At 58.6% G+C, this 26,244-nt stretch carries 25 protein-coding genes and 1 pseudogene; 18 read left to right on the top strand and 8 right to left on the bottom strand.

Features of this window, described 5'->3' with window-relative positions:
• The first annotated feature begins 69 nt into the window (after positions 1–69).
• Together rpsO and BJ985_RS03700 are read left to right on the top strand one after the other, a co-directional pair.
• Positions 70–339 carry a 30S ribosomal protein S15 gene (rpsO, locus tag BJ985_RS03705; RefSeq protein ID WP_005278802.1) on the top strand — a complete coding sequence of 90 codons (270 nt, stop codon included), beginning with the start codon at positions 70–72 and terminating at the stop codon, positions 337–339.
• 144 nt (positions 340–483) lie between these two features.
• Positions 484–2,730 carry a polyribonucleotide nucleotidyltransferase gene (locus tag BJ985_RS03700; protein ID WP_179386628.1) on the top strand — a complete coding sequence of 749 codons (2,247 nt, stop codon included), beginning with the start codon at positions 484–486 and terminating at the stop codon, positions 2,728–2,730.
• A 96-nt stretch (positions 2,731–2,826) separates the two neighbouring features.
• Here BJ985_RS03700 and BJ985_RS03695 read toward each other — a convergent pair whose 3' ends face one another.
• A complete protein-coding gene (locus tag BJ985_RS03695) occupies positions 2,827–3,525 on the bottom strand; it encodes an AMIN-like domain-containing (lipo)protein (RefSeq protein WP_179386627.1) in 699 nt (232 codons plus the stop codon).
• 114 nt (positions 3,526–3,639) lie between these two features.
• Positions 3,640–4,028: pseudogene (locus tag BJ985_RS03690) on the bottom strand (VOC family protein).
• 141 nt (positions 4,029–4,169) lie between these two features.
• Here BJ985_RS03690 and dapB point away from each other — a divergent pair.
• The 7 genes from dapB (at position 4,170) to BJ985_RS03655 (ending at position 14,310) form a co-directional block, all read left to right on the top strand.
• Positions 4,170–4,916 (top strand): 4-hydroxy-tetrahydrodipicolinate reductase, encoded by a 747-nt coding sequence (dapB, locus tag BJ985_RS03685; RefSeq protein WP_005325148.1) that lies wholly within the window; start codon positions 4,170–4,172, stop codon positions 4,914–4,916.
• A gap of 3 nt (positions 4,917–4,919) precedes the next feature.
• Positions 4,920–5,666 (top strand): FAD-dependent thymidylate synthase, encoded by a 747-nt coding sequence (gene thyX, locus BJ985_RS03680; RefSeq protein ID WP_005325145.1) that lies wholly within the window; start codon positions 4,920–4,922, stop codon positions 5,664–5,666.
• Between the two features lie 56 nt (positions 5,667–5,722).
• Positions 5,723–6,631 carry a 4-hydroxy-tetrahydrodipicolinate synthase gene (dapA, locus tag BJ985_RS03675; protein ID WP_179386626.1) on the top strand — a complete coding sequence of 303 codons (909 nt, stop codon included), beginning with the start codon at positions 5,723–5,725 and terminating at the stop codon, positions 6,629–6,631.
• Between the two features lie 2 nt (positions 6,632–6,633).
• Positions 6,634–8,784, top strand: coding sequence for a ribonuclease J (locus tag BJ985_RS03670; RefSeq protein ID WP_179386625.1), 2,151 nt, complete (start codon positions 6,634–6,636; stop codon positions 8,782–8,784).
• Positions 8,785–8,842: 58 nt separating this feature from the next.
• The gene (locus tag BJ985_RS03665; RefSeq protein WP_150851657.1) at positions 8,843–9,478 is read left to right on the top strand and encodes a TIGR03085 family metal-binding protein; all 636 of its coding nucleotides are present in this window, start codon (positions 8,843–8,845) and stop codon (positions 9,476–9,478) included.
• 217 nt (positions 9,479–9,695) lie between these two features.
• Complete coding sequence (locus BJ985_RS03660) at positions 9,696–13,019, top strand: FtsK/SpoIIIE family DNA translocase (protein ID WP_179387574.1); 3,324 nt, start codon at positions 9,696–9,698, stop codon at positions 13,017–13,019.
• 169 nt (positions 13,020–13,188) lie between these two features.
• The gene (locus tag BJ985_RS03655) at positions 13,189–14,310 is read left to right on the top strand and encodes a TerC family protein (RefSeq protein ID WP_005325135.1); all 1,122 of its coding nucleotides are present in this window, start codon (positions 13,189–13,191) and stop codon (positions 14,308–14,310) included.
• Here BJ985_RS03655 and BJ985_RS03650 read toward each other — a convergent pair.
• The gene (locus BJ985_RS03650; protein WP_150851272.1) at positions 14,307–14,594 is read right to left on the bottom strand and encodes a YciI family protein; all 288 of its coding nucleotides are present in this window, start codon (positions 14,592–14,594) and stop codon (positions 14,307–14,309) included. The genes BJ985_RS03655 and BJ985_RS03650 overlap by 4 nt on opposite strands.
• 59 nt (positions 14,595–14,653) lie before the next feature.
• Here BJ985_RS03650 and pgsA point away from each other — a divergent pair, with 59 nt between their 5' ends.
• The 4 genes from pgsA to BJ985_RS03630 all read left to right on the top strand — a co-directional run bounded on the left by pgsA (position 14,654) and on the right by BJ985_RS03630 (position 17,176).
• Positions 14,654–15,238 carry a CDP-diacylglycerol--glycerol-3-phosphate 3-phosphatidyltransferase gene (pgsA, locus tag BJ985_RS03645; RefSeq protein WP_179386624.1) on the top strand — a complete coding sequence of 195 codons (585 nt, stop codon included), beginning with the start codon at positions 14,654–14,656 and terminating at the stop codon, positions 15,236–15,238.
• A gap of 7 nt (positions 15,239–15,245) precedes the next feature.
• Positions 15,246–15,743: a CinA family protein gene (locus BJ985_RS03640; protein ID WP_179386623.1), complete on the top strand. Its 498-nt coding sequence runs from the start codon at positions 15,246–15,248 to the stop codon at positions 15,741–15,743.
• 26 nt (positions 15,744–15,769) lie between these two features.
• A complete protein-coding gene (locus BJ985_RS03635; protein WP_023021356.1) occupies positions 15,770–16,132 on the top strand; it encodes a helix-turn-helix domain-containing protein in 363 nt (120 codons plus the stop codon).
• A 183-nt stretch (positions 16,133–16,315) separates the two neighbouring features.
• Entirely contained in the window at positions 16,316–17,176 is an 861-nt protein-coding gene (locus BJ985_RS03630) for a PspA/IM30 family protein (protein ID WP_179386622.1), read from the top strand.
• 80 nt (positions 17,177–17,256) lie between these two features.
• Here BJ985_RS03630 and BJ985_RS03625 read toward each other — a convergent pair whose 3' ends face one another.
• The 3 genes from BJ985_RS03625 to BJ985_RS03615 are packed head-to-tail and all read right to left on the bottom strand — an operon-like array spanning position 17,257 to position 19,144.
• Complete coding sequence (locus BJ985_RS03625) at positions 17,257–17,877, bottom strand: energy-coupling factor transporter transmembrane component T family protein (protein WP_179386621.1); 621 nt, start codon at positions 17,875–17,877, stop codon at positions 17,257–17,259.
• Between the two features lie 11 nt (positions 17,878–17,888).
• A complete protein-coding gene (locus BJ985_RS03620) occupies positions 17,889–18,581 on the bottom strand; it encodes an energy-coupling factor ABC transporter ATP-binding protein (RefSeq protein WP_179386620.1) in 693 nt (230 codons plus the stop codon).
• On the bottom strand, positions 18,581–19,144 hold the full coding sequence (locus BJ985_RS03615) for a biotin transporter BioY (protein WP_179386619.1): 564 nt from the start codon (positions 19,142–19,144) through the stop codon (positions 18,581–18,583). The genes BJ985_RS03620 and BJ985_RS03615 overlap by 1 nt, the downstream gene beginning before the upstream one ends.
• Before the next feature lie 163 nt (positions 19,145–19,307).
• Here BJ985_RS03615 and BJ985_RS03610 point away from each other — a divergent pair, with 163 nt between their 5' ends.
• The 5 genes from BJ985_RS03610 to BJ985_RS03590 all read left to right on the top strand — a co-directional run bounded on the left by BJ985_RS03610 (position 19,308) and on the right by BJ985_RS03590 (position 23,755).
• Positions 19,308–19,523, top strand: a complete 216-nt coding sequence (locus tag BJ985_RS03610) for a DUF3046 domain-containing protein (RefSeq protein ID WP_005325117.1) — start codon at positions 19,308–19,310, stop codon at positions 19,521–19,523.
• Between the two features lie 182 nt (positions 19,524–19,705).
• Positions 19,706–20,842: a recombinase RecA gene (recA, locus tag BJ985_RS03605; RefSeq protein ID WP_005328639.1), complete on the top strand. Its 1,137-nt coding sequence runs from the start codon at positions 19,706–19,708 to the stop codon at positions 20,840–20,842.
• Positions 20,843–20,892: 50 nt separating this feature from the next.
• Positions 20,893–21,495 (top strand): recombination regulator RecX, encoded by a 603-nt coding sequence (gene recX, locus BJ985_RS03600; RefSeq protein ID WP_005325115.1) that lies wholly within the window; start codon positions 20,893–20,895, stop codon positions 21,493–21,495.
• A 45-nt stretch (positions 21,496–21,540) separates the two neighbouring features.
• On the top strand, positions 21,541–23,103 hold the full coding sequence (gene miaB / locus BJ985_RS03595) for a tRNA (N6-isopentenyl adenosine(37)-C2)-methylthiotransferase MiaB (RefSeq protein WP_005325114.1): 1,563 nt from the start codon (positions 21,541–21,543) through the stop codon (positions 23,101–23,103).
• Between the two features lie 22 nt (positions 23,104–23,125).
• Positions 23,126–23,755: an Rv2732c family membrane protein gene (locus BJ985_RS03590; RefSeq protein ID WP_236587094.1), complete on the top strand. Its 630-nt coding sequence runs from the start codon at positions 23,126–23,128 to the stop codon at positions 23,753–23,755.
• Between the two features lie 11 nt (positions 23,756–23,766).
• Here BJ985_RS03590 and BJ985_RS03585 read toward each other — a convergent pair whose 3' ends face one another.
• Together BJ985_RS03585 and BJ985_RS03580 are read right to left on the bottom strand one after the other, a co-directional pair.
• Positions 23,767–24,894: a GNAT family N-acetyltransferase gene (locus tag BJ985_RS03585; protein WP_179386618.1), complete on the bottom strand. Its 1,128-nt coding sequence runs from the start codon at positions 24,892–24,894 to the stop codon at positions 23,767–23,769.
• A complete protein-coding gene (locus tag BJ985_RS03580; protein ID WP_179386617.1) occupies positions 24,894–26,198 on the bottom strand; it encodes a DUF349 domain-containing protein in 1,305 nt (434 codons plus the stop codon). Before BJ985_RS03580 ends, BJ985_RS03585 begins: the two co-directional genes overlap by 1 nt.
• Positions 26,199–26,244: the final 46 nt, after the last annotated feature.

Raw genomic sequence — 26,244 nt, 5'->3', positions numbered from 1 at the left:
CACAAGCAATGCGCATCGCGCTGGCTTATGCGTCACGATAATGTGGACTGAAATAAAGGAGAAATACTCATGGCATTGACCACTGAGAAGAAGGCCGAAATCCTCAAGGAGTACGGCCTGCACGAAACCGATACCGGTTCCCCTGAGGCACAGGTTGCCCTGCTGACCTCCCGCATCAATACTTTGACCGAGCACCTGAAGTTCCACAAGCACGATCACCACTCCCGTCGTGGTCTGCTGTTGATGGTTGGTCGCCGTCGTGGCCTGCTGAAGTACCTGGCTGAGAACAACGTTGATCGCTACCGTGATCTGATCTCTCGCCTGGGTCTGCGCCGTTAATTTCGGCCCAGCCTCGGCCACCTCGCCCCGCCCTTTGGCGGGGCTTTTGTGGTTTTTCTGTTAGAATTTGACACCGTTGTCATAGACAAAATTCGACCAGGCGGCATCGACGATCGCCTAAACCACTCAAGGAGACATTTTTTAATGAGCGTTCAGAACTCCGTCGAGTTCAATATTGACGAGGACTTTGGCATTACCGAGGCCATTGCCACGCTAGACAATGGTGACTTTGGCACCCGTACCCTGCGCTTTGAAACCGGCCAGTTGGCTCGCCAGGCAGACGGCTCCGTGACCACCTACTTGGACGATGACACCATGTTGCTGGCCACGACTACTGCGTCCAACCAGCCGCGCGAGGGATTCGACTTCTTCCCGCTGACCGTGGACGTAGAAGAGCGTATGTACGCCGCCGGCAAGATTCCGGGCTCTTTCTTCCGCCGTGAGGGCCGTCCTTCTTCTGAGGCCATCCTGGCATGCCGCCTTATTGACCGCCCGCTGCGCCCAACCTTTGTCAAGGGCCTGCGCAATGAGGTCCAGGTCGTTGTCACCGTGATGTCACAGGATCCGGAGGAGTACTACGACGTCGTTGCTATCAACGGCGCTTCCGCCGCCACCCAGCTGTCCGGCTTGCCCGTTTCCGGTGCAGTCGGTGGTGTCCGCATGGCACTGATTGCTGACGATAAGCACCCAGAAGGCCAGTGGGTAGCGTTCCCGAACCACGAGCAGCACGAGCGCGCACTCTTTGAGATGGTCGTTGCCGGACGCATTGTTAAAAAGGGCCGCAAGGACGACGTAGCCATCATGATGGTTGAGGCCGGTGCTGGCACCAACGTTGCTGAGCGCATTGCCGACGGCGCTCCTGCACCGCAGGAAGCAGCCGTCGCTGAAGGCTTGGAGGCAGCAAAGCCTTTCATTAAGACCCTGTGTGAGGCCCAGAACGGTCTGGCGGAGCGTGCCGCCAAGGAAACCCAGGAGTTCCCGCTCTTCCCGGCATACGGCGATGATGTCTTCGCGGCAGTTGAAAAGGCCGCTGCAAAGAAGCTAGAGAAGCTGCTGACCATTCCGGGCAAGCAGGAACGCGACGACGCCACCAATGAATACATGGAGCAGGTCGAAGAAAAGCTCTTGGACCAGTTCGAGGACTTGGAAGAGGCCGATGCGTCTAAGCAGATCCGCGGCGCTTATAACGCTTTGATGAAGCAGATCGTGCGCCAGAAGATCCTCTCCGAGGGCTTCCGTATCGATGGCCGCGGCGTTACCGATATCCGTGACCTCTCCGTTGAGGTGGACTTGGTTCCGCGTGCTCACGGTTCCTCCCTGTTCGAGCGCGGTGAGACCCAGATTCTGGGTGTTACCACTCTGGACATGCTCAAGATGGAGCAGCAGATTGATTCCCTGACCCCGGTGGAATCCAAGCGCTACATGCACCACTACAACTTCCCGCCATTCTCCACTGGCGAGACCGGCCGCGTGGGCTCTCCGAAGCGCCGCGAGATCGGCCACGGTGCTTTGGCCGAGCGCGCTCTGCTTCCGGTCATCCCATCCCGTGAGGACTTCCCATATGCCATCCGCCAGGTCTCTGAAGCCTTGGGCTCCAATGGCTCTACCTCCATGGGCTCTGTATGTGCCTCCACCTTGTCCCTCTACAATGCCGGTGTTCCGCTGAAGGCTCCGGTAGCTGGCATCGCTATGGGCTTGGTCTCTGGCGAGGTAAATGGCAAGGAAAAGTTCGTCGCCCTGACGGATATCCTCGGCGCCGAGGATGCCTTCGGCGATATGGACTTCAAGGTCGCCGGTACTTCCGAGTACATCACTGCTCTGCAGTTGGACACCAAGTTGGATGGCATCCCGTCTAAGGTCCTGGCCCAGGCCCTGGAGCAGGCTCGCGATGCCCGTTCCACCATCCTGGAAACCATGGCTGAGGTCATCGATACCCCAGATGAGATGTCCGGCCTTGCTCCGAAGATCACCTCCGTCAAGATCCCGGTCAATAAGATCGGCGAGCTTATCGGACCAAAGGGCAAGACCATCAACCAGATCACCGAGGAAACTGGCGCCGATGTCTCCATCGAGGATGACGGAACCGTCTACGTTTCCGCTGCCACCGGTGAGGCTGCGGATGCTGCCATCGATAAGGTCAACTCCATTGCCAACCCACAGCTGCCGAAGGTAGGAGAGCGCTTCCTGGGCACCGTGGTAAAGACCGTGCCGTTCGGCGCATTCGTTTCCTTGACGCCGGGTCGCGATGGCTTGATCCACATTTCCAACCTGGGTGGCGACGAGCGCATCGAGAAGGTAGAAGACGTCATCAACGTTGGCGATAAGGTTCAGGTAGAAATCGCGGATATCGATAACCGCGGCAAGATTTCCCTGGTTCCGGTTGAGGACTAATCCCTAAACCCAAAGAAGGCTCTGCCTTCCAGTTTATTCGCTGGAAGACAGAGCCTTTCTTCGTAGGTGTGCACCGTTTAGAGGCGCCGCTAAACCTTAGTTCTGGAAGTCAATGACCACGCGCGACGGGTCCTTCAGATACGTCACGGAGTATGCAGTTTTCTTCTCTAGACCGATAATGAGCTGGGTTTGCGCCTCAAAGGTGGTGGTGTAGTTGACTGCGCTAACCACCCCGGCGCCAGGGGTAGTGCCTGGCTGCATGTACTTTGCTTTCAGCTCTGGGGTAGCAGGCCACGGCGTTCCCTCAATGCCGAGGTTAAGGAAAGTATTTCCTTGGACCTCGACTGGCTTTCCGGATGCCTGCTGGGCCGGGCTATCGGTATAGGAAGTAAACCACCCCGGTTCACCTTCGCCCTCCAGGTCGATGACGACGCGGGTGAAGCCATCGTGTGCTCCCACTCGCACACCCGTGGGAATGAGGTTTCCGAGTCCCTCCGGCATGTGCTGTTGGTCCTCGAGCGAGGCCGTGCCCATACCGGCGAACGCCATTGGGGCTGAGTTTTGGGGGAGCTTCTGCTTTTCTGCATCCGCTGCCGAGGTACTGCGCGGGGCAGAAGAAGTAGCAGGGGTAGCGGAGGAGGTCTGAACTTCAGCGGTGTCGGTAGCTGACTGAACCTCACTGAAAGTCAGCGCGCCTGCCTTCGTAGTGTCTTTATCGGAACAAGCGGCAAGTGCTAATGCGCATCCTGCGCTGATGGCCACGGCGATAGTGCGAGAGAAAAATGAGGGAGACATATTCATCACTTCCTTGGTGCTTACCGTGTTATTACGCCCATTCTACTGGGGCAGATGGGACAAACATTAGGAAGTGATGCAATTGTTAATCCGTGTGATGAGGGGAGGGGGCGACTACTTCTTTAGTTCCACCAGCTGAATAAGGTTGCCCACGGTGTCATCAAAAACAGCGATGATAGACGGTCCAACATCGGTCGGCTCCATGGTGAACTTCACGCCCTTGTCACTGAGCTCTTTGTATTCGTTCTCCACATCGGCGGACAGGAACTGCGTGACCGGAATACCGTCAGCCTTGAGTGCTGCGGCATAGTCTTTGGCGGCGGGATGGCCCTTCGGCTCCAAAAGTAGCTCGGTATCTCCCTCACCTTCAGCATTGGTGACGGTGAGCCAGCGGAAATCGCCGTTGGTTACGTCATCCTTAACTCGGAAGCCAAGGGTATTGACGTAAAAATCGTGAGCGCGGGCAACGTCGTCTACAGGAACGGAGCGATATAGATCTGCATGCCCGCCATCCTAGTGAGAGTGAGGGGCATCGTCGGAGAGCGCAAGTCCGTTCCAAGGAAGGCGAGGAATTGCGCAACCCCCATGCGCGTTAGGATGGGGAGAAAAGTACTACCGATGTGGCTGAAGAAGGAGAACACACCATGGCTATCAAGGTTGGCGTACTAGGCGCGCACGGACGCGTAGGCCAGGCAATCGTTGCAGGTGTCAACGCGGAAGACGACCTCGAACTGGTAGCGGAAATTGACCGCGGTGATGATCTGCAGCAGCTTATCGACGCCCACGCAGAGGTCATCGTGGACTTTACCCAGCCAGATTCGGTAATGGGCAACCTGGAGTTCTGCATTGCCCACGGAATCCACTGCGTGGTGGGAACCACCGGCTTTGATAAGGAGCGCTTGGCTCAGGTGGAGGAATGGACCAAGCAGGACGGTGCCGGCAATGTCCTCATTGCGCCGAACTTTGCCATTTCTGCAGTTCTCACCATGGTGCTAGCTAAGCAGGCTGCCAAGTTCTTTGAGACTGCAGAGGTTATCGAATTCCACCACCCAACCAAGTTGGATGCGCCGTCCGGTACTGCGATCCATACCGCTGAGGGAATTGCCGCCGCCCGCAAGGAGGCTGGTCTGGGCGACATGCCGGATGCTACGGAAAAGCAACTCGATGGTGCCCGCGGTGCCACCGTCGACGGTATTCCGGTTCACGCAGTACGCACCCGTGGCATGGTGGCACACGAGGAGGTCATCTTTGGTGCTCAAGGTCAGTCGCTGACCATCCGCCAGGATTCCTATGACCGCGCGTCGTTTACTCCGGGCGTGCTGGTGGGCGTGCGCCAGATTGCAGATCACCCGGGCCTAGTCGTAGGCCTCGATAAGTACCTGGGGCTTTAAGCCATGGCTAAAGCAAGTGAGCTAGACATTCAGCTCATTGCCGCAACACAGTTCCACGCCCCGCGGGGCGTGGAGTGGCACGCGGATGACTCGGCCTCTGATGGGGAAGCACTTGTCGAGTTCGCTGGACGGGCCTGCTACGAGTCTTTTGATAAGCCAAACCCCCGGACAGCAACCAATGAAGCCTACCTGCACCACATCATGGAGGTAGGCCATACTGCGTTGCTCGAGCATGCCACGGCCACCATGTACATCACAGGGCTGTCGCGTTCGGCAAGCCATGAGCTCGTCCGCCATCGGCACTTTTCCTTCTCGCAGCTCTCCCAGCGCTTTGTCCACCCAGAAGAGACCGAAGTAGTTCTACCAAAACTGGTGGCCGAAGACGAGCAACTAAGCCGATTGGTAATGCAAGCGGTAGATGAGACTCGCTTTGTCTACGATGAACTGCTTAGCGCACTGGAAGAGAAGCTGGATGAGCCCAACGCTCTCCTGCGCAAGAAGCAGGCCCGTCAGGCGGCGCGTGCCGTGCTACCAAACGCCACAGAAACTCGCATTGTAGTCACTGGCAACTATCGTGCGTGGCGGCATTTTATTGGTGCACGGGCCGCCGAGCAGGCCGACGAGGAGCTTCGCCACGTTGCGGTGGAGTGCCTGAAACTGCTGCAAAGCAAGGCGCCAGTGCTCTTTGATGATTTCAATATCACCACTCTGGCTGATGGGACCCAGATGGCGGCGAGCCCCTACGCCTAACACGCGCATGACCCCGATGCGGCTAATTGCAAGCCAAAAGGGTAATCTTGACGGCTATGAGCACAGGTATGACAGCAAAGACTGGCGTCGACATCTTTGGACGCATCGGCATCGCCATGGTCACCCCGTTTGACCGTGACGGTGCGCTGGACGTTGCAGCAGGTCGTCGCCTAGCAGCTCATCTCGTTGACAATGGCGTTGATTCGCTCATCCTAGGTGGAACCACCGGCGAATCACCGACCACTTCGGTTGAAGAGAAGCTGGAGCTGCTCAAAGCCGTAAAGCAAGAAGTAGGAGACCGCGCAAAGCTTTGCGCCGGTGCCGGAACGAATGACACCGCAACCTCCATCAAGTTGGCGCAGGCCACCGCAGATGCGGGGGCCGATAGCCTGCTAGTGGTAACTCCGTACTACTCCAAGCCTTCTCAAAAGGGCGTTTACGAGCACTTTGCCGCAGTCGCGCAAGCCACGGATCTACCGATCTGTGTCTATGACATCCCTGGCCGCTCGGGCATCCCAGTGGCGCCGGATACCCTCCGCCGCCTTGCGGATTTGCCGACCATCCAAGCCGTAAAGGACGCCAAGGGCGACCTTCCTGCGGCCGCAGAACTCATCCAGGAAACCGGTTTGGCTTGGTATTCCGGTGATGATCCGATTAACCTGCCGTGGCTTTCCCTCGGCGCATCTGGTTTCATCTCCGTTATCGGCCATGTTGCACCGCGTGCCTTGGTAGAACTTTATGAAGCTTTCGACGCGGGCGATATGGCCCGCGCCCGAGAAATTAATGTCACTACGCTCCTTCCGCTAACCCATGCACAAGCTCGGTTGGGTGGAGCGACGTTTGCAAAGGAAGCCCTGCGCCTGCAGGGCATCGAAGTTGGCGATACCCGTCTTCCTATCACCGCTGCGAGCGGGGAGGAACGCGAGGAACTTCGCCGTGATCTGGAACAATCTGGAGTCCTCTAAGAATGAATGAACCCCGTAACCGTTCCCGCAAGGTGACCCGCAAGGCGGGCCCACCGGCGGAAAACGAAACCGCCTCCAACGAGGCGGCTTCGCCAGTTTTCCAAGCCCCAGCAACTGACGCGGGCAATTCCGCGCAGGATAATTCCGCTAAGGGCGACAAGGATAATTCTGGCAAGAAGAATTCTTCCGACAACCACAACGAAGGTGGCGGCAACAACCGTCGCTCCCGTTCCCGTGGCAGCCGCGGACGTGGCCGTGGTGGAAACGGCAACGGCAATGGCAATAACCACGGTGGAAACAATAACCACGGCGGCAAGAACGGCAATGGCAACGGAAAGAACGGCAATGGTAAAGGCCGCGGCCGCAATAACCGTGGCCGCCGCAACGTGCCCAAGTCTATGCAGGGCGCGGATCTGACCAAGCGCCTGCCGGAGCCGCCGAAGCAGCCGAAGGATGCTCTGCGCATCTACGCTCTGGGTGGTATCTCGGAGATCGGCCGCAACATGACCGTCTTCGAGTACGGTGATGACCTCATCATCATCGACTGTGGTGTGCTCTTCCCATCCTCTGGTGAGCCAGGCGTGGACCTCATCCTGCCTGACTTCGGCCCGATTGAGAAGAAGATCCACAAGGTCAAGGCCCTCGTCGTTACCCACGCGCACGAGGACCACATCGGTGCTATCCCGTGGCTGCTTAAGCTCCGTCCGGATATCCCCATCGTTGCTTCCCGCTTCACCATCGCGCTTATTGCTGCAAAGTGTAAGGAGCACCGCCAGAAGCCGAAGTTCGTCGAGGTTAATGAAAAGTCCGACGTAACCTACGGTCCGTTCCGCGTACGCTTCTGGGCAGTCAACCACTCCGTACCGGATGCCTTGGGCATCATGCTGGGAACCCCAGCCGGCAATATCATCCACACCGGTGACATCAAGCTGGACCAAACCCCGCTGGATAACCGTCCAACGGACCTCCCAGCCCTGTCCCGCTATGGCGATGAGGGCGTTGACCTCATGCTGTGTGATTCCACCAATGCCACCGTCCCCGGTGTTTCGGCATCTGAGGGTGATATTCCTGCCAACTTCAAGCGCCTCGTTGCTGGCGCTAAGCAGCGCGTTATCTTGGCTTCCTTCGCCTCCAACGTTTACCGCGTCCAGGCCGCTATCGACGCTGCCGTGGCAAACGGCCGCAAGGTGGCCTTCAACGGCCGTTCGATGATGCGCAACATGGAAATCGCGGAGAAGATGGGCTTCTTGAAGGTTCCACGCGGCACCATCATCCCCATCGATGAGGCTGCCAAGATGGCTCCGCATAAGACCATGCTGATTACCACCGGTACGCAGGGTGAGCCAATGGCTGCTTTGTCGCGTATGGCCCGCCGTGAGCACCGCCAGATTACCGTCCGCGATGGCGATACCATCATCTTCTCCTCCTCGCTCATCCCAGGCAATGAAGAGGCCGTGTACGGCGTCATCAACATGCTGTCCCAGATCGGTGCCAACGTCATTACCAACCAGGACGTAAAGGTGCACGCTTCCGGTCACGGTTACGCTGGCGAGCTGCTTTTCCTGTACAACGCAGCGCGCCCGCGCAACGCGATGCCGGTGCACGGCGAGTGGCGCCACTTGCGCGCCAATAAGGAACTGGCTATCTCCACCGGTGTGGACCGCGACCGTACGGTGCTGGCACAAAACGGCGTCGTCGTGGATCTGCGTAAGGGCCGCGCCGAGGTCGTAGGCCAGATGCAGGTGGGTAACCTGTACGTCGACGGCGTATCCATGGGCGATGTGGATGCCGATACCTTGGCTGATCGCACCAACCTGGGTACCGGCGGCGTGGTTTCTATCACCTGTGTGATTGATAACCGCACCTCGCGTCTGCTGGAGCACCCAACGGTATCTACCACAGGTTTCTCCGATGACGACCGCGGCATCGTGCCGGAGGTTGCGGAGATGGTGGAAAACACCATGAACGATCTTGCCGCAGAGGGCGAGAACGATACCTACCGCATGGTGCAGAAGCTGCGCCGTAAGGTATCCAAGCTCATGGATTCCAAGTACAAGCGCGAGCCGGTTATCCTTCCGACCATCGTGCCGACCAACTCCGGCCCTTTGGTTACCGATGAAGAAGACGTCGACGCTTCACGTGAGTCCCTGTAAGTAATACGGGTTCCTCGCGCTAAGTGAGACAAAGCCCCAGCATGCCAGTTAGCTCGGTATGCTGGGGCTTATGTCGTTTTCTTCTGCTGAGCGCGCCAAAATGGTAGCGCTATTTCATAAGCTTGGTCCCGATGCCCCTACCTTGTGCGAGGGCTGGACAACCCGCGACCTAGCCGTGCATTTGTGGGTGCGGGAAAACCGCCCCGATGCAGCCGCCGGCATCTTCGTCAACGCACTTTCCGGCCGTCTGGAAAAGGAATCACGCAAGGTGGCCGAACGCGACTTTGATGAGTTAGTTGATGACTGGGGGAGGGGACCTGCTGCCTATAACCCCGTCCGGTTCGTGGATGCACAGCAAAACTTTGTGGAGCACTTTGTCCACCACGAGGATATTCGCCGGGCTAATGGCATGGGCCCACGCGACTTTTCGGCACGCATCAAACAACAGATGCATAGCTACCTAAAGCCCTTGGCAAAGGTGGCCCTGCGCAAATCTGAACGTCCGGTCATTCTGCAGCCGGAAGGATTGCCGCGAATCGTTGCCGCAGATACGCATGGCGTGGTGGAGAAGGGCGATGCCGTGGTTCGCGTTTCAGGCGAGGTAGGCGAGCTCATCCTCTGGTCCTTCGGGCGTGATGCTGCTGAAGTCAAGATTGAAGGTGACTCCGAAGCCATCGTAAAGTCAATTCTCTAATCTTGATTTAATCGCGGTTTCTTAGCTGTGGGGTGCGTGGGAAGCGTTCGCCGTGAGATTGTGGGTCCAGGAGTTAGGGAAACGCGTGTGGCTAATGTGATTTATGGGGTGGCGCGGTTAAGGTAGAGGCATGTCTGTCAAAAATGCCTCTTCGCGCGGAACGCGCCGAAAGTCGAATCGTTCACGGCCGTCGGGCCGCAGCCGGTCCGGTGCTGGCATGCCGGAAAACCTGGCTATGACGTCTTCGCATCGGCGCGCGGCGGCGACCTCGCAGGAGCGTACGGGCAGTGCGTTCCGGGCCGTCGGCAAGGGCTTGGGCGTTGCCTTTGGTGCCACGGCCCGCGGCATGGGAAATATGGCGCGGGGTGTAAGCCATGGCGTCGCCGGGCTCAAGCCCAGCGAAGACGTATATGAGACCGAGGAGTACGAGACGACGAGGGAGCCGGAAGAAATTTCTGCACGCGGGGAGAAAAAGAAGAAGAGCAAGGTTACGCGGGCGCGCGATGTAGCTGCGGAAGAAGAGTTTTCTACCATGGAAGTAAGCGAGGAAGAATCACGCGGTATTCAGGTGAAAAATCCTGATGCGGTGGCGCTCGTTCTTATTGGTATTGCCATCGTGCTTGCGGCTACCGTCTGGTTTGGCGTTGCCGGCCAGGTAGGCGCCTGGGTGGGCAATATCGTCCGCTACGTCATTGGTGCAGGCGCCTGGGTGCTGCCGGTGGCACTGGTGGCCTTGGCCATTGCCTTGATGATGGATATCTCCGGCCCAGCGGGGCACTTTAAGCCGCGCATTGTGGGCGGTATCAGCATCATCGTCCTCGCCATGCTCAGCTTGATCCACATCTTTGCTGGCACCCCTGAGCTTGGCTTTACCCCGGACAGCGCCGGTGGTGCCGGTGGTGTAATCGGCTACGCCATCGGCGGCCTTCTGGAGACGGCCTTCACCTCCTTCGTCGCCGTGCCGTTGCTGTTCCTCGTCATTATTTACGGAGCCTTGTTGGTCACCGGCATTACTATCCGCGAGGCCTATGAGTTGGTGGCTGATGCCATTGCTGCGGCGTTCTCCCGCTTTGGCGGCGCGGACGAAGACTTTTACGACGAAGAGGGCGATGACCTCTACGGCCACGTGACTGGCGATATTGATGACATCGCGGAAGGACGCGAGCGCAGCGAGCGCCCGGCACGACCTGCAGCTAAGCGCCGTTCCTCTGAGCGTGGTGGAAGCCTGCGCGCTTTCCGACGCCCCACTGAAGACCCCGCACCGCGTGGTTCTTCTTATCCGGTAGATTCGCCTGCTACAGCAGAGGAAGAGCATGCCACCCGCGCCTTTAGCGCACCGACGCGTGGCGGCTTCCAGTCGGTGTCTAACGCGGCTGAGAAGCCGGTCTCTCGTGACATTGGCGATACCGATGAGATTCCGGTGGTAGACGACGCCGCTGCGTCGTCGCCAGCACAACCGGACTCAGCGGAACCAGAACCAACCCGCGTTCTAGGCTCCGCCCGCCAGCGCCCTGCTTCGCGTTCTTCTCGCTCGGCCACGGCGGGCTCTGATGCTGGCACCGCCGCCGGTAACGCAATTGGCTCGGCCGCTGGTGCGACCGCGGGCGCCGCGGGTGCTGCGGGAGCAGCAAGTGGCGCGGCAAAGACTGCTGCTGCGGGTGCTGCCGGTGCCGCTGGCGCTGCAGCAGCCGGTGCAGCTGCAGGCGCTGCTGGATCTGCGGTGGAAGGAGGCGCTGATGCGGTCTCGTCCGCGCATGAGAAGGCCCGCCAACTCTTCCGCGAGCGCTCCGGACGCGACGCTACGACCGGCGCACAGGTGGACGCCACCGAGCCTGCGGCCGAGGCCGCAGGGGAAACGGGTACCTCTGCTGCTCCTACACCGGCCGCACAGTTTGGCAACGAGAATTACGCGGTTCCCACCACGGACCTGCTGACCCCGGGCACTCCAGCCAAGGAGCGCACTGAGATTAATGACCGCATCATTGAGGCCATCACCGATGTCTTCGAAGAGTTCAAGGTCGATGCCCAGGTAACCGGCTTTAGCCGTGGCCCGACAGTGACCCGTTATGAAATCGAGCTGGGACCAGGCGTCAAGGTATCGAAGATTACGAACCTGCAGTCCAATCTGGCCTACGCCGTGGCCACGGATAATCTACGTTTGCTCACGCCCATCCCCGGCAAGTCGGCCGTCGGCATTGAGGTTCCAAACCCAGACCGCGAAATGGTGCACCTGCGCGAGGTGCTTGATGCGCCAAGCATGACCAGCTCACCGGATCCCATGCTCATCGGTTTGGGCAAGGACATCGAAGGCGAATACACCTCGTTCTCGGTGCAAAAGATGCCGCATTTGCTGGTCGCCGGTGCTACCGGTTCCGGTAAGTCCGCTTTCGTCAACTCCATGTTGGTCTCGCTGCTCACCCGAGCCACCCCTGAGCAGGTTCGCCTCATCTTGGTGGACCCGAAGATGGTGGAACTTACCCCGTACGAGGGCATTCCGCACTTGATCACGCCCATCATTACCCAGCCGAAGAAGGCCGCAGCAGCTTTGCAGTGGCTAGTGGAGGAGATGGAGCAGCGCTACATGGATATGAAGGCCGCTCGTGTGCGCAAGATTGAGGACTATAACCGCAAGGTGGTCTCCGGCGAATACCAGGCACCGGCAGGATCCGAGCGCGAGGTACGCCCGTACCCGTACATCGTCTGTGTTGTTGACGAGTTGGCCGACCTGATGATGACCGCGCCAAAGGAGATTGAGGACTCCATCGTCCGCATCACCCAGAAGGCGCGTGCCGCCGGTATTCACCTGGTGTTGGCAACCCAGCGCCCGTCCGTGGACGTGGTGACCGGCCTGATTAAGACCAACGTGCCATCGCGTCTGGCGTTCGCGACGTCCTCGTTGACCGACTCTCGCGTTATCTTGGACCAGGGTGGCGCGGAAAAGCTCATTGGTATGGGCGATGGCCTCTTCATTCCGCAGGGCAAGCGTCCTGTGCGTATGCAGGGCGCATTCGTCTCGGATGATGAAGTCATGGCGGTTGTCGATGCCGCCAAGTCGCAGGCTGCGCCGAACTACACCGAGGGCGTGACTGAAGAGAAGCAATCCGAGGCCAAGCAGGAAATCGATGAGGAAATTGGCAAGGACATGGACGACCTCCTCGAGGCCGTCGAGCTGGTGGTCACCGCCCAGTTGGGCTCGACTTCTATGTTGCAGCGTAAGCTGCGCATCGGTTTTGCCAAGGCCGGTCGTCTCATGGACCTGATGGAATCTCGTGGCGTCGTCGGACCGTCCGAGGGCTCCAAGGCCCGCGAGGTCCTAGTGAAGCCGGAAGAGCTCGATACCATCATCTGGATGATTAAGGGCGCCGATCCTGCCGAAGCCCCGAAGGAGATTCAGGAGGAGATGCAGCAGCAAGAGCAGGAGGAAGCTGCCGCTACTTCCGACGCCGATTCTTCCGCAGGCGCCGATTCCTCCCCGCAGGGCGATGCCGGCGACACCCGTACCGTTCAGGCGACGTATAACCCTTCGGCAGGCGCCTTCTAAGATCGTGTAAGGTTGGACGGGTCTTGGAGGGGAGTACCCCATCCTTCGGCATCGATCGTCAGCACGGTAGCATTACGCTCCCGGTCGTGCCGGCCCAGCGGAATTTAGTTCGCCGGGCGGGGGAGACCTCCGGTCAATTTGTTGTATCTTCGACCGGAGGGATGTACCAATGCATGTGCCATTGTGGATCTGGGCGATTTCCATCGTCGTCATTCTTGGATTCTTTGTTTTTGATTTCTACTCCCACGTGCGCACCCCGCACGAGCCGACGCTGAAGGAATCCGGGTTCTGGACCCTATTCTATGTCGGTATCGCTTTACTTTTTGGTGCCGGTGTGTGGGCCATTTGGGATCACGAGCACGGCATCCAATTCCTCACGGGTTACGTGACAGAGAAGGCGCTATCCGTAGATAACCTCTTTGTTTTCGCGCTTATCATGGGCGCCTTCAAGATCCCGCGGAAGTACCAACAAAAGGTATTGCTCATCGGTATCGTCATTGCCTTGGCATGCCGCCTGGTGTTTATCCTTTTGGGTGCTGCGGTCATCGCGGCATGGTCCGATATCTTCTACCTGTTCGCGATATTCCTCATCTACACAGCTATCAAGCTCATCGTCGATGAGATCCGCGACGCCCCCGAAACCGATCCCAATGACATGGGCATCATCAAGCTGATCCGCAAGGTAGTCCACGTCACCCCGCGCTACCACGGCGATAAGCTCACGCACCGCCTGGAAGATTCCTCGGGCAAGCGGAAATTCGCGTTCACCCCGCTATTTATTGCGTTGGTGTCCATTGGCCTTATCGACGTGATGTTTGCCTTCGACTCCATTCCGGCCATTTACGGCATTACCTCGGAAGCGTTCTTGGTCTTTACCACGAATGCCTTCTCCCTCATGGGCTTGCGCCAGATGTACTTCCTGCTGGATGGTCTGCTGGATCGCCTGGTGTACCTGCCCTATGGTTTGGGCATCATCTTGGGCTTCATCGGTGTGAAGCTCATGTTCCATGCGCTGCATGAGAATAACTTGCCGTTTGTAAACGGCGGCGAGAACGTGGAGTCTATCCCAGAATTTTCCACTATTACCTCACTTATCGTGATTGTGGGCGTACTGGTTATTACGGTTATCGCCTCGATTATTAAAAACAAGCGCGATGAGAACCAAGGCGGAGTGCCGGTATCGCACAATCACTTCGACTGGGACGAGGAAGGCAATAAGATCGTCCGCAACAAGAAGGGCGAATTCTTGGGCAAGGCCGAAGACCTGCCCAAGGAAGAGCTACCGCACTAGAAGCAGGCGTTAACGGGATTCCATTCGCGGAAGCTGCGGCCGGTAATGCAGCCGGCCTGGTAGAAGGGGTCTTGGTCCATGAGGGCGATGGCGTCGGCGACCACGGCGTCGTCGGCAAGCCCCACGATGATGAGCGCGCCGCCCTTGGAATCCGTCAACGGGCCAGTGGCAATGATGGTGCCCTCCTCAAAAAGCTGCGCGGTAAACTCGCGGTGCGCGGGGCGGGCCTTAGCAATCTCAGGATTCTTGGGGTTGTAGTCGTAGCTAACAGCAAAATACTTCATGCTTCGCATTTTAAAATGCAGGGGCATCCAAGCGCAGGCCCTTGGTGCTAACAGGTAGTATGTATAACGTGAATCAACCCGGAACACAGTCAGCGCAATCCTCGGATGTGAATCCACAGGTATCCAATTGGAACCTGCCAAATGTTCTCACCAGCCTGCGCATTCTTTTCATTCCGGTTTTCGCATGGCTGGTCATTGCCGGCCATGAATGGTGGGCTTTTGGCCTATTCACGGCCTTAATGCTCACAGATAAGCTCGACGGGGACATCGCACGTGCCCGTGGCCTTATCACCAATTTTGGCAAGATCGCTGATCCCATCGCGGATAAAGCGCTTATGACTACCGCACTGGTATGCCTCAACATCATTGGGGTGCTGCCAGTGTGGATTACCGTGGTCATTCTCATCCGAGAGTTTGGTATCACCATCTGGCGTATGGTGTTGTTGCGCCGCGGCAAGGTGGTACCTGCTTCGAAGGGCGGCAAACTAAAGACTGTATTGCAATCCTTGGCAGTCGGGCTGTATCTGTGGCCGTTGCCGGAGTGGATGAACGTTCCTACCTTCCTAGTGATGCTCTTGGCTGCAGTGGTGACCGTAGTTACCGGCGTCCAGTACCTCATCGATGGCAAGAAGCAGAATAGCTAGGTAGTTCATGAGCACCATGGCGGCCCGCCTCGTATCCGAGCTCACCGAGCGCGGCGAGACCTTGTCCTTTTGTGAGTCACTTACTGCTGGGTTGGCCAGCGCCACGGTGGCTTCTGTCCCTGGAGCTTCGGCTGTATTGCGCGGAGGGCTTATAACGTATGCCACCGAGGTGAAATCCCATTTTTTGCACCAACCGGTAGCCGATATCGAAGCAGCCGGAGTGGTTTCTGGGGAGACCGCCCTTGCAATGGCCCGCGCGGCAGTGGCAGAAACCGCTGCGGACTGGGGGATAGGCCTTACCGGAGTGGCAGGACCAGACCTACAAGAAGGCAAGCCGGCGGGCACCGTATATCTCGGCATCTATTCTCCTGGTAGAGTCGCTTTCTCCCAGCTGCTATCCGGATTGGGCAAGGAGCGCAACGAAATTAGAGAGGCCACGGTCGCAGCCGCCTTGCGTCTACTGTGCGCAACTGTGGAAGAAAATCCGGCACTGCGGGAACAATAGCGAGACAAGGAGCGTTGACCATAGTGATGAACACTTCTACTGCAGTCCTCGAACACTCGGTAAACGGCGCTACTGCACCAGCGGCGCCCGCCACTGCTCGTACCCCTGAGCCGCTTTTGCGGGAGGCTCTTGGGTTGACGCTGCGCGCCTTCCGCGCGGACAAGGGAGTGACCCTGCGCGAATTAGCCGGGGTGGCCCGCGTGTCGCCGGGTTACCTTTCAGAGCTCGAACGCGGTCGCAAGGAGGTCTCCTCTGAGCTCCTTGCGTCTGTGTGCCACGCGCTAGATTGCTCGGTCTCTGACGTATTGATTGAAGCAGCCGGTTACATGGCCCTGCCCTCCATGGATGAGGAGCTAGCCCATACGGCACCTGCCGCATCAGAGCTTTAGCACACAGCGGTCTATGTCAACAGCCGGCCTATTCCCTCGCGAGGAGGGTCGGCTGTGGTGGTTAAGGGGGCGTCGGCAAGCGCCTGCGACCGCGGGGAATGCAAGCGGTAGAAACAGCGCTTCGCTAGTATAAACAGCAGAACATTACGCACATCTTTTAACCTAGAAAGGTTGAAGCACACCATGGCGAACCCATTTGTTAAGGGCTGGAAGTACCTGATGGCACTCTTCGATAATAAGATCGAGGAAAATGCCGATCCGAAGGTGCAGATCGAGCAGGCTATTGAGGATGCTCAGCGCCAGCACCAGGAGCTGTCTCAGCAGGCGGCCGCCGTGATTGGTAACCAGCGTCAGCTGGAAATGCAGCTTAACCGCCGTTTGGCAGAGGTAGAAAAGCTACAGGGCAATGCTCGCCAGGCTCTGGAATTGGCTGATCAGGCCCGTACTAAGGGCGATGAAAATAAGGCCGTGGAGTACGAGAACGCGGCAGAGGCCTTCGCCGCCCAGCTGGTTACGGCTGAGGAGTCCGTGGAGGATACCAAGAAGCTGCACGACCAGGCACTACAGCAGGCAGAAAAGGCCAAGAATGCGGTTCAGCGTAATAACGCCGCGCTGCGCGAAAAGGTCAATGAGCGCTCCAAGCTGCTTTCCCAGCTGGAGCAGGCAAAGATGCAGGAAAAGGTCTCTGAGTCTTTGAACTCCATGAACGAGCTGACTGCCAATGGCAATACGCCGTCTCTGGATGCTGTGCGCGATAAGATTGAGCGCCGTTACTCCAAGGCGCTAGGCCAGGCCGAGCTTGCTGAGAACTCCGTGGAGAACCGCATGGCCGAGGTTCAGCAGGCGGGCATACAGATGGCCGGTCATTCCCGCTTGGAGCAGATTCGCAGTGAAATGAACTCTTCTAAGTCCGTGGAAGGCAATAAGGCTCAGGCCATTGAGGGCAATAAAGCTTCTGGCTCTGCTGCCGACAGCGCTGCCCAGCCAGGCAGTGCCAACAACGATGCTGTACAGGCCCGTCTGCGTGAGTTGCGTGGGGAGTAAAACCCTCGACTGTCTTTTAAAAAGTTATCGCCTCTCTTGGCCATCATTTGGTGGTGCAAGGGAGGCGATAACTTATGCCGCTAGTCGCCGACGCCGCGGGCCTGCAACGCTTCCCCCATCGCGCGCGCTCGCCGGATGGAGCGAATAATAACGGGGGTGCCAAACGCCAGCGGGGACATCCCGGCACCGCGCGCTTTGCGGGCATCGAGGACTTCATAGACGGTTTCAAACATCAGCGGGATGAGCCGAATAGTCAGTGACATAGCCAAACTGATGTTTTCTACCGGTATTCCTAGTCGCTTTAGGGGCTGGAGCGATTCTTCCAGCGACTCCATGATTTCATCTACCGTGGAGGTCAGCGTGAGCAAGAAGGCAGCCATCATAGCGGCGAAGACATTGAGGAACATCACCGCCGCATAGTCGAAGTCCTTTGCCCACCATTGAAAGCCTGCCAAGGGGACTAGGAAAAAGAGAGGCGGCCAGATTTGACTCCACGCAATGCCCAGTGGGATCCGTGCACAAGCATAGAGGATGACAACGAAGATGACCCCGCCTGCTGCCCACGGAATGGACTCGAAAAAGATGCTGGTGACCAGGATAAAGACTAAGAGGAATGCGATCTTCCAACTAGGTTTGATGCGATGAACAAAACTGGTGCCATCAACATAAACGGAAAGTGGGAGATTCGTGCGTCGTTGCATGACAATTCTCCCTACAGCGGCCGCTGGGCCATGAGGTCTTGGTAAAAAGCTATGACCTCCGCAGGCCGGCCATCCGCGGCGATGCGATGGTCATCGATGCAAATGACCCGATCAAAATCACGCAGAAAGTCCAGATCGTGCGTCACCACAATTAGTTGCTGTTCCAATCGCGCGAATTCTCTTTTGATTCGATCGCGGTTGCGCAGATCCAGCAGGGTAGTGGGCTCATCAGCGATGATGAGAATCGGGTCGATGACCATGACCGCTGCCAGCGCGAGTAGTTGCTTTTGTCCGCCAGACAGCGTGTGCGGCGAGCGCTCCGCAAATTCGGCGAGACCGAAGCGCTCGAGGGTAGCATCCACGCGGGCGAGGCGCTCGTGTTTGGGCAGCTTAAAGCGGCGGAGCGAAAAGGCGACGTCATCGCGCACATTGGGCATGACAATCTGGTTTTCGGCATCCGAAAAGACAAACCCCACCTTTTCGCGCACCTTTTTGCCCTGCTTGGCGACGTCCATCTGGTCCACCGTCACCGTACCTTCACTAGGCTCGCCCAACCCATTAATGAGCCTGGTCAAGGTGGATTTCCCGCCACCATTCTGGCCGATGATGCCAATGCGTTGTTCGGTGAGGGTGAGGTTGATGTCCTCGAGCACCACGGTGTCATCAAAGGCCACCGAGACTGAGGAAAATTCGATCGTGGGCACTAGGCGGCCTTTCGTCCCATCAGATCGGGGAAGGCCGCGTGAACACCCAGAGCGATGATGACGGCAACGACAAGCTTTCCGGCATCGACAGGAATGAAGGGCAATTGGGCGGCGAAGGCTGGACCAATGTCCAATCCAGAGCGGATCATGAGACCAAAGGCGCCGCAGATGTATTGGACGGCAAGGCCGGCAACGGCAGCGATGGCAAGCATGACCGCCATGCCGCCCTTGCTCTTAGGGGAGCGGTAGGCAATTGCGCCTGCGACTGCTGGCGAGAGAACATAGCCGATGATGTAGCCCGCGGTTGGGCCTGCCAGCGCGCGCAGCGTGGTACCGCCACCTGCCAGAACTGGGAGGGCAAGGCCCAGGAACAAAAAGAGGAGTCCCACGTAACCGCCGCGCTTGCTACCCAAAATAAGGCCGGCGAGGATCAGCGCTGCGTTTTGCAGCACGATGGGCACGCCGGCCGAACCGATAGGGATGGACACGAAGGCAAGGACGATGACGAGAGCGGTAAACACGGCAACATAGGCAATGGTGGTTGCCAGAGAGTTCTTTTTCATGTTCAAGAGGTTAGCACTGCATGAAAACTGCAGACAATTGAGGGTTTTGAACGGTGTTCACCCGCGGCTGATAATTGTGAGGCAGGGCCATTGCGGCGGGCTCCCAATCGACGCTTTCTGGACCGCTGGCGCCCGTGCTTAAGTGCTGAGTAGGATAGCGCGCATGCGATTGACCGAGTATCACCAGCTCATTGTGGACGAATTTGGCGAGTCTAAGGGAAAGTGGATTAGCCACTCCCATGTCTTGCCTGACCTCGGGGCAACGCCCGATGAGCTTATCGAACGCGGCGTCGATCCGCGTCGCGTCTGGCTGAGCCTGTGCGATGACTTTGATGTACCGAAGGAGCGCAGGTTGGGAGTCGATTACCCAACTTTATAGAGCGGTCGGATTTGACGGACTGGCGTGTTCACTTTCAAAATTCGAACAGATGTATGTAAGATGGCGGAAGTGTCGATGCAGTCGTCTACAGTGGGATGGCGTTGACGGAGGGAACCGTTTGAGTTCCACGGCAGTCTAATAATGCGTTAGTACATCGTCGTTAAAGATAAGGATGAAAGTTAATGGCAACCAAAAAGAAGTCTTCTTCTGCTGCCTCTAAGGGAGATGACCGCCAAAAGGCCCTCGATGCCGCAATGGCCATGATTGAGAAGGATTACGGCAAAGGCGCTGTGATGCGCCTGGGCGATGACAACCGCCCACCGATTAAGGCCATTTCTTCCGGTAATACCGCAATCGATGTCGCTCTTGGTATTGGCGGTTTCCCGCGCGGGCGCATCGTAGAGATTTATGGCCCGGAGTCTTCTGGTAAGACCACTGTTGCGCTGCACGCTATTGCATCCGCGCAAAAGGACGGCGGCATTGCCGCGTTTATTGACGCCGAGCACGCGCTCGACCCACAGTATGCACGCCTGCTTGGCGTGGATACCGATAACCTCTTGGTTTCCCAGCCAGATACCGGTGAGCAGGCCTTGGAGATTGCCGATATGCTGGTGCGCTCCGGCGCAATTGACATCATCGTCGTTGACTCCGTAGCTGCCCTTACCCCGAAGGCGGAAATTGAAGGTGAGATGGGCGATAGTCACGTCGGCCTCCAGGCTCGCCTGATGTCCCAGGCGCTGCGCAAGATGACCGGTGCCCTGTACAACTCCGGTACCACCGCTATCTTCATTAACCAGCTGCGCGAAAAGATTGGCGTGATGTTCGGCTCGCCAGAGACCACCACCGGTGGTAAGGCGCTCAAGTTCTACTCTTCCGTGCGCTGCGATATCCGCCGCATCCAGACCTTAAAAGATGGTCAAGATGCCATCGGTAACCGCACCAAGCTCAAGGTAGTAAAGAACAAGGTCTCGCCACCATTTAAGATTGCCGAGTTCGACATCATGTATGGCGAAGGCATCTCTCGCGAGTCCTCCATCATTGACCTTGGCGTCGAAAACGGCTTCATCCGCAAGTCCGGCTCTTGGTTTACCTACGAAGGCGACCAGTTGGGCCAGGGCAAGGAGAAGGCGCGTAATTTCCTGAAGGATAACCCGGATCTGGCCAATGAAATCGAGCAGAAGATTTTCCAGAAGCTCGGTATCGGCGAGGCCGCGGCCGAAGGCGAGGAAGGTGCTGCGATGGACGTTCCTGGCGCCGATGACCCATTGACCGATGAGTCCGTGGATCTCGTTCCAAACGTCGATTTTGACGACGACTAGAAACGTCTAACCCGTCCCCACACAGTCCGCGTACTATTTGAATCTGCATCATGAATCAGCCCGCCCCCGAAAAGCTCGCCCAACTCCGTCAGGCCCTCGAGGCCTATGAGAATGGAGCAGCTGGGGGTGGGCTTTTTGATCGAGAGGCAGAAGAAGCCAAGGCCAAGGTCCGCTCTCGGGCGCTGGGTCTTTTGGATCAGCGTTCTAGGTCCCGGAAAGAGCTTTATGATCGTCTAGTAAACGCCGAGTTCGAGCCAGATGTCGTGGAGGACGTGCTGGATGATTTGGCCCACGCGGGGCTGGTGAACGACGCTGCTTTTGCACACGAGTGGGTGCGCCAACGACATAAGCGGCGCGGCAAGTCCAGCTCGGTTCTCAACAGGGAATTGCGGGAAAAGGGCGTGAGCGAGGCCGATCGTGCTGAGGCGCTCGAGCAGATTGACCCTGCCGATGAAGAAGCCATGGCACAGGCCCTTGCGGAAAAGAAGGCTCGCTCCATTAAATCCGTACCGGAGGATCGCAAGGAGCGCGACAAGGCCCTACGTCGCATTGTGGGGGTGTTGGCACGCCGCGGCTTCAATGAAGGAATGTCGCTGCAGATCGCAATCGCAGCCCTTGACGCGCGGTGCGTGGAGCTGCGCGCAGAGGACTGATACGGCCAAGGCAGGGTAGCGCCGGAATGGCTAAGTCCGGCAGTTATGAGATGCCTAGCTTCATGGCTAAACTATGCCGACGTGGAGCAGACAATCGCAGATAACCGTACTTATGAAGTCCGAACTTTCGGCTGCCAGATGAATGTGCACGATTCAGAGCGCATCTCTGGCCTTCTGGAGGAGGCCGGCTACGCGGCCGCCGGCGAAGGCGTGGAGCCAGATCTCATCGTCTTCAATACCTGCGCCGTGCGCGAAAATGCCGATAAACGGCTCTACGGCACCTTGGGTGCCTTGAAGAAGACAAAGGAAAATCATCCCGGCATGCAAATTGCCGTGGGCGGTTGCTTGGCGCAGAAAGACAAGGACACCGTCCTAGATAATGCCCCGTGGGTTGATGCTGTCTTCGGCACTCACAATATGGCGGCCCTGCCGACGCTGCTGGAGCGCGCCCGACACAACGATGAAGCCCAGGTAGAAATCGTTGATTCCCTCGAGGCTTTTCCGTCTGTCTTGCCAGCCAAGCGTGAGTCTGCCTATGCCGGCTGGGTTTCTGTTTCTGTAGGCTGCAATAACACCTGCACCTTCTGCATTGTTCCTTCCTTGCGCGGCAAGGAAGAGGATCGCCGGCCCGGCGATATCTTGGCCGAGGTTAAAGCCTTGGTGGACCAGGGCGTATCCGAGGTGACTTTGTTGGGGCAAAACGTCAATGCCTATGGCGTCAATTTCGCCGATCCCAACATGCCACGCGACCGTTTCGCCTTTTCTAAGCTGCTGCGCGAGGTGGGCAAGATCGAAGGCCTCGAGCGCCTGCGCTTTACCTCCCCGCACCCGGCGGAGTTTACTTCCGACGTCATCGACGCCATGGCCGAGACCCCGGCCGTGTGCCCGCAGTTGCATATGCCGTTGCAGTCTGGCTCCGACAAGGTCCTCAAGGACATGCGCCGTTCCTACCGCACCAAGAAGTTCCTGCGGATTTTGGACGAGGTACGGGACAAGATTCCGCACGCCGCAATCACGACCGATATCATCGTGGGCTTCCCAGGCGAGACCGAGGAAGACTTCCAAGACACCATGGAGCTAGTGCGCCGCGCTCGTTTCGCCTCGGCCTTTACCTTCCAGTATTCGCCGCGTCCGGGAACCCCGGCTGCGGAAATGGAGGACCAGATTCCCAAGGAGGTCGTCCAGGATCGTTTCGAGCGTCTCGTTGCCCTGCAAGATAGCATCCAGGCCGAGGCAAACAAGATGCTCATCGGCACGGATGTAGAGCTTTTGGTGCAGGCCGAAGGCGGCCGCAAAAACGATGAAACCCACCGCATGACCGGCCGTGCACGCGATGGCCGCCTAGTGCATTTCACCCCGGTTGACTCTGACGGCACGGATATTTCGGCGGAGATTCGCCCGGGCGATGTGGTGCATACCCAGGTAACCGGTGCGGGCTCCTTCTTCTTGCTTGCCGACGCCGCCGTTACCTCCCACACCCGCACCAAGGCCGGCGATATGTCCGCTGCCGGCGAAACGCCTACCACCGCACCCATCGGCGTCGGTCTGGGATTGCCGTCGATTGGCAAGCCCGCGGCCGCCGATTCCGGCGATTCCTGCGGTTGCTAGCAGGGGAGTAGGCTAGGGAGCCATGACTGAGGAACGTTCGACCACCGCAGCCCACAATGCAGCTAACGCTGAGCGTAGAGCAGCACAAACAATGGACCTCGGCGGTCACAAGGTCACGCTGTGCATTGCAGTGGTGGTCTATATCCTCTACCTGATTTTGCCCTACGCCGGTCCGGCTCATGGTTGGGAGGCATTGACGTTCGGCACCACATCTAGTGGCGTGAGGATTTCCATCATGGAAACCGTCTCTGCGTGGCTCGCGCTCATTGGTTTGGGCATTCTTACTCCGGTGACGCTGTTCACCCGTCGCGCCACGCCTGGGCTGATTGCATGGATGTTGGTGACGGTGTCCTTCTTTGCCAACCTATGGGGCTTTTGGTTCCGTGGTTCTACCGCCGACGGGGCGTCGCTGGGAATGTGGGTAGGAATGATAGCTACCTTCCTAGCATTTCTGGCCTATAGCACGGTGGCGCTGCGCCGCAGCCCAGAACAGAAGGCCGCCGAAGCCCGCGTGCGCGCCACCGCCGGACAGCTCGATGAGGTAGGCGAATTCCAATCCAGGATTGACGCGGCACCGCAGCGGGAGCCACTGGTGGACAATCGCCGCAAGCAAGCCGCCGAACGCCACCGCGCCCAGCGCGGCGAGCAGTAGGCCTGCCGCCACTAGTCCTGCAGCCGCAACTCCCACGCGGAAGATCGGGAAAGTTCCCGGGCACCCAGGCTGCGGTAAATGGCATTCATGGCCGCGTCCTTGGCGGCAACGGAACAATAGCAGCGCCGCACTCGCGGCCAATAGCCTGCCACCTCATGCAGCGCTGTGAGCTTGGCTAGCTGCGCAAGTCCGCGGCGGCGGTGCGGGCGATCGGTCACAGTCAGAGTCCACTCACATACCTCAAGATTCGCGTCCTCGTGCCGCGCCATCTCGGTCAGCGCGAGTATGCTCCCGTCCTCGGCGGTGAGTGCGATAAGAAGCGTGTGCCCGCGACGAGAGCGCAGGCGGCTGTGCGCTTCGCGCAATCGAGCACGCGTCCACACGATGGGCTCCACCGTCAGATCACCAGTTTCCGCATCTGTAGACGCTAGGCTAAGCAGCCGCATGACCTCGTTGAGGTAGCCTTCAGGGATGTCGTAATCTGGCCAGACTCGGGCGGTGATCCCTGCGGGGAGCAGTGCTGCGACAGGGCTTTCGGGGATGTCCATTACCAGCTGGTGCTCCGCGTGCCTTTGCGTAAATCCCAGCTGGCGGTAAATGCTGCCCATAGCGTCGTAGTCTGGGTCCGCGCCCGGCGGGTGCAATAGTCCCACGTGCGCTACGGTGCGGCCGAGTTCCTGGGCCAGCTCCAGCGCCTTTGTCCCCATCCACTCGGCTACTTTTCGCTCCTCCTCATCGAGCTGTTCGCCAGGGAGGGGCAAATCGCACAGCACGCACTCAATCTCTGCTGCCTCGCGCTCTTCTAAAAGCGGCAGGCTAATGTGGATGAACCCGAGGTAATCCAGTTCCGGGCTGGGTTCTATTGCGGGAATCTGTGGCAGTCCCAGCTCAGAAACCTCACCAAGGGTGGAGTCGCCGTCCACTACGGCAAAAAGATGGGTCTGTGATTCGCTAGAACCTTGCAGACGTTGAACCACGCGGCCCGGCGACGTCGATGCCGCGGCATCGCCGCTTGCTTCTTGGGCCGCCAAGTTGGCCCAAAAGACGAAGCTGCGAATGCAGTCCGCAGGTTCGCTGGGCCGAACGTGAGCGGTAGGCGAGTGCGGCCGCGGTGGCCGCGCAATGTGGACGAGGTGCACTACTTATCGTTGACGGCGTTAGCGGCGGCGTCGGCAAAAGCCTGCCACTGCTCGGCCTGTGCGCGCAGATCAGCGGCCTTTTTCGCATTGCCCTTGGCCTCAGCTGCCTCGGCCTGAGAGTTAAACTCATCGACCTTAGCTTGGAACTGCGCCACGCGTGCTTGCGCTTCTGGGTCGGTGCGGCGCCACTCAGACTTTTCTGCCTCGGTGACGCGCTGCTCCAGCGCCTCAATCTTGGACTCGTACTCGCGCACCTGCTTGCGGGGAACGAAGCCTACCTCTTCCCACTTTTCCTGCAGCTCGCGCAGCTTGGCCTTTGCACCCTCGATGCTCTTGGACGGGTCGATCTGGTCGTCGTACTCCGCAATCAAGGCGTCCTTGGCCTTGGCATTTTCTGCAAACTCGCGGTCGCGCTCGTCGTTGACGGCATTGCGGGCATTGAAGAACTTGTCCTGGGCGGCGCGGAAGCGGGCCCACAGCTTATCGTCTACGTCGCGCGGGGCGCGGCCGGCGGCCTTCCACTCGGTCATCAAATCTCGGTAGGCGCGGGCGGTGGGTCCCCACTCGGTGGAATCCTGGATGGCCTCGGCACGCTCGACGAGTTCTTCCTTCTTCTTGCGGGCAACCGCACGGGCGCGGTCCAGCTCGGCAAAGTGGGAGCCCCGACGGCGGTTGAAGGAGTCGCGGGCGCGGGAGTAGCGCTTCCACAGGGCATCGTCGGTCTTGCGATCAATGCCCTTAATCTGCTTCCACTCTTCTAAGATGGCGCGGATGCGGTCACCGGCGGCCTTCCATTCGGTGGAGTTTTCGGCAATCTCTTCTGCTTCCGCCGCCAGCTTCTCCTTGGCAGCAATAGCTTCCTCGCGGCGACGCTCCTTATCGGCCTGCGCCTGCTCGCCGGCTTCTACCGAGTGCTCAATGACGGCAACAAGGCGGCGGTCAAGTGCTGCGATATCACCGATAACCGCAGCGGTAGGCAGGGTTTCGCGTAATTGCGCTGCGGTCTTCTTGATGCCAGCGGCCTCACTGGGGTTGGCGCGCAGGCGAGCCTCGAGCAGTTCAATTTCGGTGGAGAGATCGTCGTAGCGCGCGCCGTAGTGCTGTAGACCCTCCTCGGGGGTGCCGGCCTGCCATTCGCCAATCTTGCGTTCGCCCTCCGGAGCGGAAACGAAGACGGAACCATCCGCGTCGACGCGGCCCCATTTGGCCGGGTCATTCTTGCTTGGTGCCTGCACGGGAACAGGTTTTGCGGTGGGACGAGGGCCCTTCTTGGGCATGGAACCTGGGGTAGGGATGGGAGACATGACAAGCCCTCCTATGCATATATCGCCGCGCGTCACGGCTGCCGAA

The sequence above is a fragment of the Corynebacterium tuberculostearicum genome, assembly GCF_013408445.1.
Lineage (GTDB): Bacteria > Actinomycetota > Actinomycetes > Mycobacteriales > Mycobacteriaceae > Corynebacterium > Corynebacterium tuberculostearicum.
The sequence above is the reverse complement of the archived record's forward strand: the minus strand, read 5'-3'. Positions and strand labels throughout refer to the sequence as shown.